Origin of the sequence: Gimesia chilikensis, assembly GCF_008329715.1 — a bacterium.
Taxonomy (GTDB): Bacteria; Planctomycetota; Planctomycetia; order Planctomycetales; family Planctomycetaceae; genus Gimesia; species Gimesia chilikensis.
The window spans coordinates 197,353-212,390 of sequence record NZ_VTSR01000022.1 but is presented as its reverse complement, the minus strand read 5'-3'; the positions used below and the strand labels follow the sequence as shown (position 1 = coordinate 212,390).

Sequence of the window (15,038 nt, the reverse complement as noted above, 5' to 3'; positions counted from 1 at the left end):
GCTCAGATCAACCTTCAGCGGACGGGGTCGGTTTCTCACTGGAATTCAGGTTCCAGTGCGGCCCTGTCAGAGCATCTAACAGCTCGGAATAGGTGGGGCGTTCTTCCCCATCGGTCAGCTTCAGGCTCTCAGGCATGTTTTCGGGTTCGTCTTTAACCCGTTGCACGTTTGCGCCCAGTGCTATCAGCTTCTCCTCAAGGCATTCGTAGCCCCGATCGAGATGATAAATCCGGCGAATGACGGTCTCGCCTTCAGCCGCCAGTCCCGCCAGGACCAGGGCTGCACTCGCTCTTAAATCGGACGCCATCACACAGGCGCCGCTCAGACGGGAAACGCCATTTAGAATCGCACTGGCCGACTCCCGTCGGATTTTCGCTCCCATGCGGGCCAGCTCCGAAGCGTGCATAAAACGGTCGGGAAATACTTTATCAGTTACAATACTGATCCCCGGCACACAGGCCAGCAACGACATCAGCTGTGCCTGAACGTCAGTGGGAATTCCCGGGTAAGGCAAAGCGATACAATCTACCGATTTCAGGGGTTGAGTAACCTTCACCCAGACGGACTGTCTGAGTTCAGGCTGTTGGGGGTACTCCAGTTGAATCGTCACTCCAATTTCACGCAGTTTTTCCATGACTGCGGTAATGTGATCCGGTCGAACTTCATTTAACTGCACATCGCCACCGGTCATCGCAGCTGCAATCATCAGCGTGGCTGCTTCAATACGGTCCGGTATGACTTCGTGCTCGACTGCCTGCAGACGCTCCACTCCTTCGATCTTCAGGAAGGGAGTCCCCAACCCCTCGATACGCGCCCCGGCAGCATTGAGGAAGTTCCCCACATCGACAACTTCCGGCTCACAGGCAGCCGACTCAATGGTTGTCGTTCCCTCAGCCAGGGTAGCGGCGATCATCACGTTACAGGTACCGGTAACGGTGCTCCCGAATGCTCCCCCCAGAAAGATATTCGCGCCACGTAAGCGGTCGGCACGAGCGATCACATATCCGCGGTCGACACGGATTTGTGCTCCCAGTGCAGCCAGCCCTTTGAGATGCAAGTCAATCGGGCGATCACCGATATTACACCCACCCGGCAGAGAGACACAGGCCATCCGCCGTTTCGCGAGTAAAGGGCCGAGCACGCAGACACTGGCCCGCATACGCCGGACCAGATCATAGTCGGCAATACAGGCGCTTTCATCGACGGTCTTCAGATGCAGCAGACCAGACTCATCACGCTGCACGTCCATCCCTAGAGAGCCTAATACCCGGGACTGTGTCGTCACATCAACCAGGTTGGGAATGGAGCTTAAAGTCGTTTCCCCCTCGCAGGCCAGTGCAGCCGCCATTAATGGCAGTGCTGAGTTTTTCGCACCGCTGACTGTAACACTGCCGGAAAGCCGTTCGCCTCCGCGAACGATAAACATATCCATCCCTGGATCTCCTGGAGTTGACTGGATGAAATTGGGGTCAGGACAGTATAGGCAAAGACTTTATTTTAAGATAGGCATTTTTGCGCAACGATCACCCGGGATCGATTTGCCAGATCTGCTTTCACTCTGATATTCCGATAATTTCCGGATGTCGTAAGTATTTCTCTCAAAGAGGTTTCCTGCTCAGGCGAAAATTCCAGCAGCAGATGCCCGCCTTCTTTCAGATAAGGAATCGCTGATTGAATAATCTTCCGATAAAAGTCGAGGCCGTCCGCTCCCCCCGCGAGAGCCAGTCGCGGTTCGTGTTGACGCACATCGGCATCCAGTGTTTCGATTTCGGCATCGGGAATATAGGGAGGGTTGCTGGCAATCAGATCAAACTGCCCCTCAGCGGGAAGCTGTTCGAAACAGTCGCTTAACAGAAACTGAATTTGCCCCAGCAGGCCATTACTCTCAGCATTCTTCTGCGCGATAGCCAGAGCCGCCTCGCTGATGTCCGTCGCCAGAAAGGAAGCGGCAGGACAGTTTGCTGCAGCTGCGATCGCGACACACCCACTTCCGGTACATAAATCGAGAATCCGGGGGGAAGTCAGCTTCTGTGCTTCTTCGACCAGTTCCATGACCAGGGTTTCGGTGTCTGGACGCGGGATGAGCACATTCTGATCGACATAAAAATCGAGGCCGAAGAATTCCCGCTTGCCTACCAGGTATGCCACAGGTTCGGCATGAGAGCGACGTTGAACCAGCGAACGCATTGTTGCCCGCTGCTCTTCGGTCACGATATCTTCGTAATTGGTGTAGAGCCGGATCCGCTCACAATTACGTGCAAACGCCAGCAGGACCTCCGCATCCAGACGGGGAGAATCACTGCCATGCTTCGCCAGATGGCTTGTGGTCCAGTCCAGGATGCGACGCACGGTCCACGGTTCTGCAGATGCATTCGAACCGACTTCCTGAGATGGGGAGTTATCTGTCACGTCACGATCCATCGAACTGCCTGTCAGTCAGAAACTGAAGCAGCCACGCTTTAATTATTTTTTGGCGCTGTCACCCAGCAGACGCTCTTCGCGGTCAAACTGTAACAGCGCGTTGATCAGCTCATCCAGATCACCCTGCATGATCTGATCCAGCTTGTACAGAGAAAGGTTGATCCGGTGATCCGTCACTCGTCCCTGCGGAAAGTTGTAAGTCCGGATACGCTGGCTGCGGTCACCTGAACCAATCAACGTCCGTCGCTGATCGGCCCGCTCAGCAGCGGCCTGCTGCTGCATCTGTTCGAGCACCCGGCTGCGGAGCACGCGCATCGCTTTGGCTTTGTTCTTGTGCTGGCTTTTTTCATCCTGACACTGCACGACCGTGCCTGTCGGTAAGTGAGTGATGCGGACGGCACTTTCAGTCTTATTGACCTTCTGTCCCCCCGGGCCACTGGCGTGGAATGTATCCAGGCGGATATCGTCCGGTTTAATTTCCACTTCCACTTCACTGGCTTCGGGCAGCACAGCGACAGTCGCGGCACTCGTGTGGACACGCCCCTGTGTTTCTGTTTCCGGAACCCGCTGCACCCGATGACCGCCACTTTCAAACTGCAGGCGGTGGTAAGCGCCCTCTCCGGAAATGGAGAATGTGACTTCCTTGACGCCTCCGAGTTCGGTCGCACTCAGGTTCAGTACTTCTGTCTTCCAGCCCTTCTGGGCTTCGACGAAGTGCTGGTACATCTGGAACAGCTCACTGGCAAATAGTGCTGCTTCATCCCCGCCGGCACCAGCGCGGATTTCCATAATCAGACCGCCACGCGTAATTGAATCGCCGGCGACAACCAGGTCTTCCAGATCTTTGGTGTGCTTTTCATGCTCTTCGCACAGTTGATCCAGTTCTTTCTGTGCGTAGGCTTTGGCGTCCGGATCGGTTTCTTCTTCGAGCATTTCCTGCGCGACTTCAATATCCTCTTCACGGGTATTGAACGCACGGACTTCCTGAGCGACTTTGGCCAGACCGCCATACTCGCGTTGAACTTCGACCAGCTTGGTGGTGTTTGTCAGTACCTCTGGATCCTGCAGCTGTTTTTCCAGCTCTTCGAAACGTTCCAGTTTGGCCTGCAGAGTGGGAAACTTCATGACCCCGAATCCACGATTAAGACCGCCTGATTATAAGTGACCTGGTCATCCATGTGACCACAGTCGCGAGTGAATCAGACTAAAAGAAGTATTTGAGACGACCATGTATTAAACGAGGCTCATACGGACAATCCGCAGAGCCTCAGTTTGAAATCGATGATTCAGGCCGCTACTCGGCTTCTTTCTTGTCTTCCCCTTCGGATGCGTTGCGCTTGTCCCAGTTGTATTTTTTCTGGAACTTTTCGACCCGACCGGCACTGTCGACGAACTTCATCTTACCGGTGTAGAAAGGGTGCGACTTGGAGCTGATTTCAACTGCAACGACCGGGTAAGTATTGCCATCTTCCCATTCGATGGTGGACTTTGAGGTCGCGGTAGACTGAATCATAAATGCATCACCAGTCGAAGTATCCTTAAATACGACCGGATGATAATCGGGATGAATGTCTTTTTTCATTTTCTCAGTTTCTTTGTTACCTAATAACCTGTTCAATCTTACGGACTGACTGCTGACAATCCGACGTGGGGGCACTTTGAATCCACAACTGTCCCGGCCTGCCTACTCCTTCATCAGGACCGGACATGACCTCGTTCTGTTTCACAAGTCTGTTCCGGTAGACTTCACGTCTGCAGACTCGGATTCCTAAAATCTGGAAACAAAACGGCTTATAGAATTCTCGCTTTACGAAACAACACAGTTTACGTTCCGCCAGTCTAATGAGCAAGCGCAAAGGCCCCATCAGCCAAATTCACATAATCTGTTATATGACATAATGTTACATCATATCCAACCGGTAATTCTCGACTGATTCCGGTCATTTTTTCAGATTTTTAACCAATGAGTCGAGATTCGCCTGATAAGCAGTTAACCCAGTACGTTCAATCACCTCTCAGCATATCCTGGCTGTTCAATTCTGTTCACGAGGGTTTCCTGAAGTGAGATAACTCTCTATCTGTTTTGAAATTCAAATGTTAAGTAACTTGGCCTGCTGCAGCTGAGCGTTTAGAGTTAAGGAAGTTTTCGAGCGATTGCTCCTCTTTCTCATTTCTCCTGCAGGAACACCAAAGATGACACAGGCGTTGAACTGGAACAGTCAGAATCTGACACACGGCTGGCAGCGGGGCGTCACCGCATTCTACTACGGACTTGGCTTCTCTGATGCAGATTTTGACAAGGCGCAGATCGGGATTGGTGTTCCCCTGCTGGATGGCAACCTCTGTAATGTTCACGCTTATTCACTGGCAAAAACAATCGCCGAAGGATGTCAGTCCGCAGATATGATCGGTCTCCCCTTCGGAACGCCGGCTGTCAGTGACAACATCACTCAGGGACAGGAAGGGGGCAATGCGAGTCTGCCTTCGCGAAATATGATTGCCAATGCAGCCGAATGCGTTGTCAGTGCCCACTCCTATGACGCCCTGATCGGCCTGCATAACTGCGATAAGAACGGCCCTGGTTTTGCGATGGCTCTCGCCCGGATGAACTACCCCGGCCTGATCGTCAGTGGCGGAAGTATTATGCCTGGCTGTCACAAAGGACAGGATATTTCCATTCTCGACGTCTATGACTCACAGGCAGCTGCTTCCGTCGGGGCCATCGAGAAATCGGAAGCAGACGAAATCCTGCGGACGGCCTGCCCCGGACCGGGAGGCTGTGGTATCGCTGCCTCTTTCAATACCTGGGGAATCGCGTTGGAAGCCATCGGACTCATGCTCCCCTTCAGCAGTTCGACTCCCGCCATCGACAACGCCAAAAAAGACGAATGCCTGAATGTCGCAGCTGCTGTCAAACACCTGCTGGCAGAAAACATTCGGCCGCGCGACATTCTGACTCGTAAAGCTTTTGAGAACGCTGCCGCTACCATTGCGGCCATTGGTGGCTCAACCAACGGTATTCTCCACCTGCTGGCGCTGGCCCGTGAAGCGGGAGTGGACTTCCAATTGCAGGACATTCAGCAGATCCTCAAAAAGACCCCCGTCTACTGCAGTTTCGCCCCCCGTGGCAAAAAAACAATGGTAGACCTGCATCACCTGGGTGGGACTCCACTGCTGCTCAAACACCTTTTAAAGGCAGGCATCATCGATGGCAGTTGCCTGACCGTTACCGGCAAAACACTGGCCGAAAACCTCGCAGAGATCGGCGATGTCCCCGCAGACCAGGATCTGATTGCCCCCCTCGATCAGCCTTATAAAGAGTACGCCGACATGCAGATCTGCTTCGGCAATCTGGCCCCGGGTGGAATCGTGTTTAAGGTTTCCAGTATGCAGAAATCGCATTTTACCGGCCTTGCCTGCTGTTTTGATGAAGCCAAAGGCGTTGTTGATGCCGTTGAAGCCGGCCAGATTAAACCGGGAAGTGTGATCGTACTCCGTAACCTGGGTCCGGTTGCCTCGGGGATGCCTGAAGTGCTGGTCGCGACAGCCGCCCTGACCGTCCCTGAACTCGATGGAAAAGTGGCCTTCATCTCCGACACGCGTGTCTCGGGAGTCTCGCATGGCGCGATTGGCGTACACTGTTCTCCCGAAGCTGCTGTCGGCGGTCCAATCGGTCTGGTACAGGATGGCGATGAAATCTCGTTTGATCTGCTGGCAGGAACGATTCAGCTGGGAATCACTGATGATGAATTTCAAAAGCGAGAAGCGGCACTCACCATTAAACCGGTTCAGCATACCCGAGGTTATCTGGCCGATTTTTCAGCCACTACTTCTCAGGCACACCACGGTTGCGTGAGCAAGGCGCTGCTCCCCGACTGCGAATGAACGGAACTCTGAGACGAAATCATAACAGGAGGAAAACCAAACAGTATGAATAATTCCGCAGCTTTCCCTGAGGACCTGCTCCAGACACTGGAAGAATACCAACAGACACATCTGCTGACCTGGTGGAGCGAACTTGAGCCTGCACAACAGGCGGAACTGGTGAAACAGATTCGTGAAATCAATTTAGCGCAAATCCAGCGACTCTATTCTCCGGGCAGCGCCAGTTCAGAAGAGTCTCCTGCAGAAAAAGCCGAACGGGCCACTCGCCCTGCCACGGTTGTCCGGCTGGCAGACCGCGAATCAGATTCAGCGGAATTGTCAAAGGCCACTGCGACAGGTAAACAGTGTCTGTCTGAGGGGAAAGTGGGAGCTATCCTGGTGGCTGGTGGTCAGGGCTCTCGTCTCGGCTTCCCCCATCCCAAAGGCATGTATCCGGTTGGTCCCGTCCGACAGACATCGCTGTTTCAGATTCTGGTCGAGCAGTTACGGGCCCGTGCGAAGCAGGCAGGTCAGCCAATCAGCTATTTCATCATGACCAGCGATGCGACCCACGACGATACCGTAGCCTACTTTCAGCAGAATCAGAATTTTGGTCTCGCGGATGAGAACCTGTATTTCTTCAAACAGGGCACAATGCCAGCCGTTGATGCAGAGACCGGCAAAATTCTACTCGAGAGTAAGCACCGCATCGCCGTCAGTCCGGACGGACATGGTGGTATGCTGGCCGCGCTCAAGAACTCCGGCATGTTCGATGTGATGCGTGAGCAGGGAATCGATACCCTGTACTACCATCAGGTAGATAACCCGACTGCCATCGTCTGCGACCCCGCGTTTCTGGGTTATCATCTCCAGCGGAATGCGGAAGTCTCGGTGAAAGTGGTTTCGAAACGCTCTGCTGATGAGAAAATGGGCGTGGTCTGTGATGTGGATCAGAAGACACAGATCATTGAATACAGTGACCTGCCATCCCACATCGCGGAGCGAACGGATGAAGCGGGACAGTTACTGCACTGGGCCGGGAGCACGGCGATCCATGTCTTCAATCGTGATTTCCTGGAACAGATTGCGGACAACGACGATCAGTTCCCGTTCCACAGGGCCAATAAGAAAGTTCCGCATATCGATGCCTCCGGTTCACAGATTACACCTGAGGCGCCGAATGCCATCAAATTTGAACGATTCATTTTCGATGTACTGCCGGTCGCGGATACCGTTTTGGTCTATGAAATCGATCGGGAACGAGAGTTCAATCCTCTGAAAAACGCCGAAGGCCAGGATTCGCCCGCGACCGTCCATGCCGCCCTGAATCGGATCGCCGTGGAATGGCTCGCAGCCTGCGGAGTTGAAGTGCCTGGGGACTGTCCGGTTGAAATCAGCCCGCTGCTCGCCCTTGACGCTGAGGATCTCAAATCGAAAGTTCCCGCGGACCTGACAATCAATGGCCCCCTCTACCTCGGAGAATAACCGCCCGTAGCCAGCCTGAGCTGGCAGGGTTTCGTATCTGGAGAAACGAATATGCTGCATACGGTGGTCATGGCGGGGGGAAGCGGTACGCGTTTTTGGCCCCAGAGTCGCAAAGCGATGCCCAAGCAACTGCTCAAGCTGATCGGCGAGGAGACGATGATCCAGGAGACCGTCGGTCGCTGTCGACCACTTTCGGAAGCTGAGCAGACCTGGATCGCCACCAATGCGACACTGGCACCGGAAATCCAGCAACAACTTCCCCAGTTGACGGCGGATCATATTCTGGTCGAGCCCGCCCCCCAAAACACAGCCCCCTGTATCGGGCTGGCTGCCATTCATCTGCTGAAACAGGATCCCGAAGCAATCATGCTGGTCGTTTCCTCGGATCACGTGATTCAGCCCGCGTCTGGCTTTCAACAGACAATCCAGCATGCAGTCGATCTGGTGAATGCGGAGCCTGAACGTCTGGTTCTGATTGGAGTCCCCCCGAATGCACCTGCAACCGGGTACGGATATATTCAGACAGGTACGAGAATCAACGAGGAAACAGGGCCGGCGATGCAAGTCGCTGCTTTCAAAGAAAAACCGGATCTGGAAACCGCACAACAGTATCTCGACAGTGGTGAATATCTCTGGAACTGTGGCATCTTCGTCTGGAAAGCACAGACGATAATGGAATCCCTCAAACATCGGGAACCGGAAATGTACGCAGCGTTGAATCGTATTGCAGACGCCATTGGTTCTGCTGAATATGAATCGGTTCTCACAGCCGAGTTTAGTGCGATGAACTCCATATCAATCGACTATGCCGTTCTGGAACACTCGAAAACAACGCTGGCAGTTGTGCCGGCTGAATTTGAATGGGACGATGTCGGCAACTGGAGTACGCTGCAGAAGTATTTCCCCTCAGATGAGCAGGGAAATACGGTAGTGGGTCTGCACTGCGGAATTGAAACATCGAACTGCATCATTCGCACGACAGACGATCATCTGGTGGCGACTTTCGGTGTGAGCAATTCCCTGATTGTACATACGCCTGACGCAACACTGATCGCCCCGCGAGATGATGAAGCAGCGATCAAAGATCTGGTGAACGCCTTGAAGGAGCGAGGTTATGAACAATACCTCTGAGACAGAGGGAACGGTCGAATCTGAGTTCCCCACGGAGGGCCGATTGCTGGGCCTGGACTACGGTACCAAACGGGTTGGCATTGCGATCTCGACGGCAGAACAGAATATTTCGAGCCCGCTGGATAATTATACGCGGCAGTCTGTCGAGCAGGACCAGAAGCACCTGCAGAAAATCATCACGGAGTACCAGTGCAAGGGACTCGTAGTCGGGCTGCCCGTTCACATGAGCGGAGATGAGGGCCAGAAAGCGAAAGAGGCCCGCCGATTTGGCGACTGGATCAGTGAGTTTGCCGGGATTCCGGTACGCTACTGGGATGAGCGCTATTCATCCGCCACTGCCGAGGAATTCCTGATGAATATGAACATCAGTCGGAACAAACGAAAAGCCTACCTCGATAAACTGGCCGCTCAGATCATCCTGCAGTCGTTTCTGGACAGTCCGAATCGCGATCAAAAACCGGAATCTTTTTGACTCCCACCGACGCTGTTTCCCTATAATGGACGAAACCTCTTTGGGTACAGAAGCATGTCAGATCAGAAACACGAACGGTCATTAATGAAACACCAGCCCCTGGATCGTGAAGAATACATCGAACAGGTCTACTTCTTCCGTAACTATCGCGAGCGACTGGAAGACGCGGTCCCTTCACAAGTAATCCTGGCGACGATTTACGAAGAGATTCTGGCAACGACGAAATTGCCGATGGCGATTGATTTTCTGAAAGGGGAGTTACTGCTCACCGGTCGTATCTCTGACGGAATGCAGAAGCTTTCGCATTACTTCACTCCTTTTCAGGCGTTCATTCTCAAAAGTGCCGAGGAAGAGAAATCCAAGTTTGATCAGAAGACGGCACTGATGGTTCTGGAACGTGAGGCCGAGTACCGCTCAGAAAACTCCAGCAGTGCCGGACTGTTTATCTATCAGTTTGAATGCATCTCGCGCAACCGGCTGGGCTATCATCTCGGCCTGGAAGCAATCTCCCAGGACACACAGTACAACGCCGACTGGGCGGAATGGATTCGCAAACTCAAGATCCAGCTGGGCTCGGTCGATTTTGCAGATCTACTCTATTTAAGATCCCAGCATTTTGTCGATGAACAGAAACGCATCCCGGGGAACGCAGACTTTGAGCCTTCGTACCCAATTCTGTTCAGCGTGCAGGACGGACGGATTGCCAAGGCCAACCGCAACCGGGATCCCCTGTATATGTTCGCGGCTTTGCAGCGTCAACTGGGCTACCCCAAGGTTCCCCGCAGCCTGGCCAAACCGGATAAACCTGTATTTCATCCCGCTTTAGAAGCGAGGCTGCACAAAATTGAAATGCGTCTGCAACTGATCGACGCAGAGCTCAAAGGGAAATTCGATTTGAAACAGTTCATGGTCAAAGACAAGAAATTTGATGATCTCGACCTGAACAACGACCTGTAAACATCAGACCAGATATTTGCCCGGTTTTCTGATTATGACTTGTCAAAGACCAGCCTGATTACCTAAGATAATCCTATCGAAGCTGTACTTATCGCATGATCAGGCGCAACTGATCGGTAAACTGGAAAGTTTCTTGAGAATTTAACGCATCGACTTTGTCTCATTAACATTCAGGAGGTACTATCCGCCCAGCTTTGTTACACGTTCCCGCCTAAAACCACTTGAGAAATGCCTTTGATTTCCCACCTTTAACCTACACCCACCTTATGTAGGACAGTTAGAAAGGCTCACGAAGATGTCTACGATCACTATTGATGCGCCTGAAGCGCGCCCACTGTATCCATCCACAACTGCTCACCACCAGACACAATTTCAGTCGATTTTAAAAACCATTATCTGGTCTGCTGGTGTGATTTTATTCTGTCTGGCGATGTTTGATTTTTATGCCCAGACTTACGCACATGAGACCGAGATTGCTTTGCAGAAAGCCCAGGCTGCTAAGCTCGATCTCAACAAAGACCTGAGAATGTCTGACATCACTCCGTTCATTTCAGGTTCTCCCAGCATCAGCACTCTGCCTGCTGACCGCTACACTCATATGTGCAAGGAAATGAAGCAATATACCTGGAACGGGTTCTTCAAAACCTACACTCTGTCGCTCTATGTTGGTCTGGGCGAAAACCCATCGATCGACTTCGTACATGGCCCCGGCGACGTGGTCGAAGCGAAACAGAGACCACGTGCTCCTCAGATTAGAAAATTAAAAATCTGATTTAAACCGGCACTGGTTGAACATCAGCCTTGAGCAGACTATAACGACTGCTCAAGGCTTTTTTTATTGATCAAATTATGCAGACACTGCGATTGCTCACACATCGGCTACGACTCAGAACAGCAAGAAAGAATCATGGAACGCATCGAAGGCCATCTCTATGACTATCCGAAATACTACGATCTGATCTTTGGTGATGACTGGAAAGCGGAATTTGACTTTCTGCAGAACTGTTTTAAAAAACATGCCACACGCAAAGTCAAAAGCCTGTTCGAGCCTGCCTGCGGGACTGGGCGACTGCTGATTAAACTGGCCCAGGCTGGCTACAAAGTCGCCGGCAATGATCTCAACCAGCATGCGATCAAATACTGCAATGATCGCCTGGAACGCGGCGGTTTTCCCCGTTCAGCAGAACTGGGTGACATGTCTGACTTCAAACTTAAACGCCCCGTGGACGCTGCTTTCAACACGATTAACAGCTTCCGTCATCTGCCCAGTGAAGCCGCAGCTGAAAATCATCTGAAATGCGTGGCCGAGGCCCTGAAACCCGGAGGCCTGTATATCCTGGGACTGCATCTGACCCCCACCAAAGGGGAACCCATGCAGAGCGAGAGCTGGTCAGCGCGGAGAGGAAACCTGCAGATCAACTCACACATGCAGTCGATCTGGACGGATCTGAAAAAGCGGAACGAACATCTCGAAATGACGTTCGACGTTTACACGCCGTCGCGCCAGTTCCAGTTGTTTGATACGATGGACTACCGCACCTATACCGCACCGCAGTTCAAAAAGCTGCTGTCCAAAGTTCCTGAGCTGGAAGTGGTCGAACTCTACGACTTCATGTATGAGATGGATTTCACCATCGAAATCGATTCTCGTACCGAAGATGTCGTATTTATTCTGAGAAAGAAATAGTCGACATTAACAACTCAGCTCAACCAGTGTTTAACCTTCGCTGGCTTCTGCGTTCGGAATGACGCGGGTACCGATATTCTCACCCGCGACAGCCTTCTCAATGTTCCCGGTCTTACGGAAGTTGAATACCAGAATCGGAATGCCGTGCTCCATGCAGTGATGCAGGGCCTGGGCATCCATGACTTGCAGGTTTTTGTGCAGCACGTCCTGGTAACTGATTTCCGAGAAACGAACGGCATGCGGGTTCTTTTCAGGATCGTCTGAATAGATGCCATCAACCTTGGTGGCTTTGAGCAGGATATCAGCGTCAATTTCACGCGAACGCAGTGCAGCAGCCGTGTCGGTCGTCACAAAGGGACTTCCTGTCCCAGCAGCCAGAATTACGACGCGGCCTTTTTCCAGGTGACGGATGCAGCGTCTTCGGATGAACGGTTCCGCGACCCCTTCCATGCGGATAGCGGTCTGCAGACGAGTTGCCACTCCAGCCATCTCCAAAGCATCCTGCAGTGCCAGACCGTTGATCACAGTTGCCAGCATCCCCATGTAATGAGCAGTGGCCGGGTTGATCGATCCGCTGGAAGAGGAGAACTGCTTACCCCGCAGAATGTTTCCCCCACCACAGACAATCGCCAGCTGCACTCCAGAGTCAACCAGCCGCTTGATCTGTGCGGAAATGGATTCCAGCTCCGACATGCTGATGCCCCCTTCTCCGTCGCGGCAGAAAACTTCACCGCTCAATTTAAGCAGAACACGCTGGTAGGCAGGTTTCAACAGGGGAGCAGGAGAATCGTTCATCCTTGGATTCCTCGATGTCAGAGAGGTTGCTGAAAGTGGGTATTAAGTGCAGTCAGTGTAGAAAAAAACGCACGCGCGCCCGGGGCACGCATGCGTCTTTCAGTTTATATTATTAGCCGCCAATCGCCCAACGGGTGAATGAAACAGCTTCCAGTCCTTTTTCTGCCAGAGCCTGGCTGACGGTCTTGGAATCATCAACGGCAAACGGCTGATAAACCAGTACGCCCTGCTCAACAAAGAAAGTCTTCATCCGGCCATCAACGATTTTCTCGATGATGTTATCCGGCTTGCCTGTTGCTTTTGCTTCGTCAACCAGACGGGTCCGCTCTTCTGCAACAACAGCAGAATCCAGTTCGTCTTCTTTAACAACAGTTGGCTTCAAAGCGGCGATGTGCATTGCAACGCCACGCAGCAGATCTGCGTCTGCAGTCTCACCAGCAGCCTGAAACAGAACGCCGGTCTTGCCGTCATGGTGCACATAGCTGCCACTGGGAGCTTTGGCTCGTGCGATTTTAGAAACGACGATCTTTTCGCGGATCTTATTCAGCATATCCATGAAGTCGTCGTTGAGAGTTTTGCCAGCTGTCTTTTCAGAGTCGAGTTTCAGCAGGTCTTCAACGGTGTTGACTTCCGGGTTAGCCAGCAGCTGTGCGGCACAGGCGTTGGCGAAGTTGGTCAGATCTTCTCCACCGGCAACCGGCGCTGATTCACAGACGATTTCCAGCATGACAGTATTAGAACCATCATCGCTGGAGAGGACTGTAATCCGGCCTTCACTGGTGGCATTATCACTTCGCTTCAGCTGAATTTTACCGGCTTCTTCACGCAGAATTTCGATGGCTTTATCCTGATCGCCACCAGCTTCCTGCAGTGCTTTTTTGCATGCCATCATTGGCAGGTCGGTCATTTCGCGTAAGGCTTTCACGGCTGCAGCTGTAATTTCAGCCATTGTCAGTCATCTCCTTCGAAAGCAATTCACTGGGAAATTGCTCTTAATACTAATCCGATGTAATTGTTGATATTCACTGTGCTGCTGCCGACCGGTTAACCAACCGGAACAGCAGCAGTCACGCTTACTGTCTCTTAATGACACGAAATTACAGAGAAGGTACCGGCTTCAGTTCTTCTTCGCCGCCTTCATCTTCATCTTTTTTACCGGTATCCGGCAGATTGCCTTTACCAGAAACCACGGCTGCAGCCAGCTGATTCATGACCAGACGGATGGAACGAATGCTGTCGTCGTTACCTGGAATCGGCAGATCGACTTCATCCGGATCGGAATCGGTATCAATCAGGCCAACAACTTTGATTCCCAGGATGTGGGCTTCGTGTACCGCATTCTTTTCCTTGGTTGGGTCGACAACCACCAGTGCTTCGGGCAGGCGGTTCATGGTGCGGATACCATTCAGGTTACGGTAAACCTTGCGTTTTTCCCGCATCAGAGTCGACTGCATCTTCTTGGAGTAGGAATTGATTTCACCGGTTTCTTCCAGTGATTCCAGTTCTTCCAGACGCTTCAGACGATTACGAACGGTGCGGAAGTTGGTCAGAGCACCACCCAGCCAGCGTTCGGTCACGTAAGGCATACCACAAGCGTTGGCTGCATCGCGAATCGGGCCCTGTGCCTGCTTCTTAGTTCCGACGAACAGAATCAGGCTGCCCTGTGAAGCGACCCGTTCCAGATACTTTTTACCACGCAGAATGCCGCGGACAGTCTCTTTCAGGTCGATGATGTGAATCTGGTTACGACGTCCATAAATGTAAGGACGCATTTTGGGGTTCCACCGGCTGGTCTTGTGGCCGTAGTGAACACCCGCTTCGAGAATATCTTTAACGACTAATTCCGACATCTTTGAACTCCTAATGTAAAGGGCACATGACCTGCCAGGGGTCACGTTCTTAAATGAATACAATCATTAGACTTATCTAATGAAGGCGTCTGTCATGGCATTCCAGATCATTAAGCGCACTCTGAGCTGACAACACCGCTGAGTGCGAATGGATGGATCCTATCTGAGTTATTCGCGCCCGTCAAACGATGCGACCGGTAATTCAGTGAATTGAATCGAATTAGAAGCTGGTGTTCTAAGAAGTTGGGCTCATCCTGAATGCCTCGAGTCGATATACTCCAGAAAAGCCGGTTTAAGTTAAGAATCTGTCAACTGTTGCGAATGTATCTCTATACAGGAATAAGGCATTCCACAGCGACTCGATTGAAAAGCAACC

14 protein-coding genes are annotated in these 15,038 nt (G+C 52.2%); 7 read left to right on the top strand and 7 right to left on the bottom strand.

The annotated features are described in order from the left end of the window. Window positions 1-7 precede the first annotated feature (7 nt). The 4 genes from murA to FYZ48_RS24645 form a co-directional block, all read right to left on the bottom strand. Window positions 8-1,432 (bottom strand): UDP-N-acetylglucosamine 1-carboxyvinyltransferase, encoded by a 1,425-nt coding sequence (gene murA / locus FYZ48_RS24660; protein WP_149345199.1) that lies wholly within the window; start codon window positions 1,430-1,432, stop codon window positions 8-10. Between the two features lie 65 nt (window positions 1,433-1,497). After that, entirely contained in the window at window positions 1,498-2,421 is a 924-nt protein-coding gene (gene prmC / locus FYZ48_RS24655; protein WP_149345198.1) for a peptide chain release factor N(5)-glutamine methyltransferase, read from the bottom strand. A 42-nt stretch (window positions 2,422-2,463) separates the two neighbouring features. Next, complete coding sequence (gene prfA / locus FYZ48_RS24650; RefSeq protein WP_145041680.1) at window positions 2,464-3,546, bottom strand: peptide chain release factor 1; 1,083 nt, start codon at window positions 3,544-3,546, stop codon at window positions 2,464-2,466. 169 nt (window positions 3,547-3,715) lie between these two features. Next, window positions 3,716-4,003: a type B 50S ribosomal protein L31 gene (locus FYZ48_RS24645; protein WP_145041681.1), complete on the bottom strand. Its 288-nt coding sequence runs from the start codon at window positions 4,001-4,003 to the stop codon at window positions 3,716-3,718. A gap of 611 nt (window positions 4,004-4,614) precedes the next feature. Between FYZ48_RS24645 and ilvD the strand changes: the two genes are divergently transcribed. From ilvD to FYZ48_RS24610, 7 genes are all read left to right on the top strand, one after another. Beyond that, window positions 4,615-6,306, top strand: a complete 1,692-nt coding sequence (ilvD, locus tag FYZ48_RS24640) for a dihydroxy-acid dehydratase (RefSeq protein ID WP_149345197.1) — start codon at window positions 4,615-4,617, stop codon at window positions 6,304-6,306. Between the two features lie 45 nt (window positions 6,307-6,351). After that, entirely contained in the window at window positions 6,352-7,770 is a 1,419-nt protein-coding gene (locus FYZ48_RS24635; RefSeq protein WP_149345196.1) for a UTP--glucose-1-phosphate uridylyltransferase, read from the top strand. A gap of 51 nt (window positions 7,771-7,821) precedes the next feature. Next, on the top strand, window positions 7,822-8,901 hold the full coding sequence (locus FYZ48_RS24630; RefSeq protein ID WP_149345195.1) for a mannose-1-phosphate guanylyltransferase: 1,080 nt from the start codon (window positions 7,822-7,824) through the stop codon (window positions 8,899-8,901). Further along, window positions 8,885-9,373 carry a Holliday junction resolvase RuvX gene (gene ruvX / locus FYZ48_RS24625; protein WP_145441058.1) on the top strand — a complete coding sequence of 163 codons (489 nt, stop codon included), beginning with the start codon at window positions 8,885-8,887 and terminating at the stop codon, window positions 9,371-9,373. The genes FYZ48_RS24630 and ruvX overlap by 17 nt, the downstream gene beginning before the upstream one ends. A gap of 84 nt (window positions 9,374-9,457) precedes the next feature. Then, a complete protein-coding gene (locus FYZ48_RS24620; RefSeq protein ID WP_145046333.1) occupies window positions 9,458-10,330 on the top strand; it encodes a hypothetical protein in 873 nt (290 codons plus the stop codon). Window positions 10,331-10,625: 295 nt separating this feature from the next. Next, the gene (locus tag FYZ48_RS24615; RefSeq protein WP_149345194.1) at window positions 10,626-11,102 is read left to right on the top strand and encodes a hypothetical protein; all 477 of its coding nucleotides are present in this window, start codon (window positions 10,626-10,628) and stop codon (window positions 11,100-11,102) included. A gap of 135 nt (window positions 11,103-11,237) precedes the next feature. Next, complete coding sequence (locus tag FYZ48_RS24610; protein WP_149345193.1) at window positions 11,238-12,017, top strand: class I SAM-dependent methyltransferase; 780 nt, start codon at window positions 11,238-11,240, stop codon at window positions 12,015-12,017. A gap of 30 nt (window positions 12,018-12,047) precedes the next feature. On the opposite strand, the gene pyrH is transcribed toward FYZ48_RS24610, so the two are convergent. The 3 genes from pyrH to rpsB form a co-directional block, all read right to left on the bottom strand. Beyond that, entirely contained in the window at window positions 12,048-12,812 is a 765-nt protein-coding gene (gene pyrH / locus FYZ48_RS24605; protein WP_145041688.1) for a UMP kinase, read from the bottom strand. Window positions 12,813-12,924: 112 nt separating this feature from the next. Next, window positions 12,925-13,761, bottom strand: a complete 837-nt coding sequence (tsf, locus tag FYZ48_RS24600) for a translation elongation factor Ts (protein WP_145041689.1) — start codon at window positions 13,759-13,761, stop codon at window positions 12,925-12,927. Window positions 13,762-13,909: 148 nt separating this feature from the next. Then, on the bottom strand, window positions 13,910-14,662 hold the full coding sequence (gene rpsB / locus FYZ48_RS24595) for a 30S ribosomal protein S2 (RefSeq protein ID WP_145041690.1): 753 nt from the start codon (window positions 14,660-14,662) through the stop codon (window positions 13,910-13,912). Window positions 14,663-15,038 lie beyond the last annotated feature (376 nt).

Coding starts and splice junctions, on each gene's coding strand:
- murA (WP_149345199.1), bottom strand. CDS start 1,432: ATGGATATGTTTATCGTTCGCGGAGGCGAACGGCTTTCCGGCAGTGTT.
- prmC (WP_149345198.1), bottom strand. CDS start 2,421: ATGGATCGTGACGTGACAGATAACTCCCCATCTCAGGAAGTCGGTTCG.
- prfA (WP_145041680.1), bottom strand. CDS start 3,546: ATGAAGTTTCCCACTCTGCAGGCCAAACTGGAACGTTTCGAAGAGCTG.
- FYZ48_RS24645 (WP_145041681.1), bottom strand. CDS start 4,003: ATGAAAAAAGACATTCATCCCGATTATCATCCGGTCGTATTTAAGGAT.
- ilvD (WP_149345197.1), top strand. CDS start 4,615: ATGACACAGGCGTTGAACTGGAACAGTCAGAATCTGACACACGGCTGG.
- FYZ48_RS24635 (WP_149345196.1), top strand. CDS start 6,352: ATGAATAATTCCGCAGCTTTCCCTGAGGACCTGCTCCAGACACTGGAA.
- FYZ48_RS24630 (WP_149345195.1), top strand. CDS start 7,822: ATGCTGCATACGGTGGTCATGGCGGGGGGAAGCGGTACGCGTTTTTGG.
- ruvX (WP_145441058.1), top strand. CDS start 8,885: ATGAACAATACCTCTGAGACAGAGGGAACGGTCGAATCTGAGTTCCCC.
- FYZ48_RS24620 (WP_145046333.1), top strand. CDS start 9,458: ATGAAACACCAGCCCCTGGATCGTGAAGAATACATCGAACAGGTCTAC.
- FYZ48_RS24615 (WP_149345194.1), top strand. CDS start 10,626: ATGTCTACGATCACTATTGATGCGCCTGAAGCGCGCCCACTGTATCCA.
- FYZ48_RS24610 (WP_149345193.1), top strand. CDS start 11,238: ATGGAACGCATCGAAGGCCATCTCTATGACTATCCGAAATACTACGAT.
- pyrH (WP_145041688.1), bottom strand. CDS start 12,812: ATGAACGATTCTCCTGCTCCCCTGTTGAAACCTGCCTACCAGCGTGTT.
- tsf (WP_145041689.1), bottom strand. CDS start 13,761: ATGGCTGAAATTACAGCTGCAGCCGTGAAAGCCTTACGCGAAATGACC.
- rpsB (WP_145041690.1), bottom strand. CDS start 14,662: ATGTCGGAATTAGTCGTTAAAGATATTCTCGAAGCGGGTGTTCACTAC.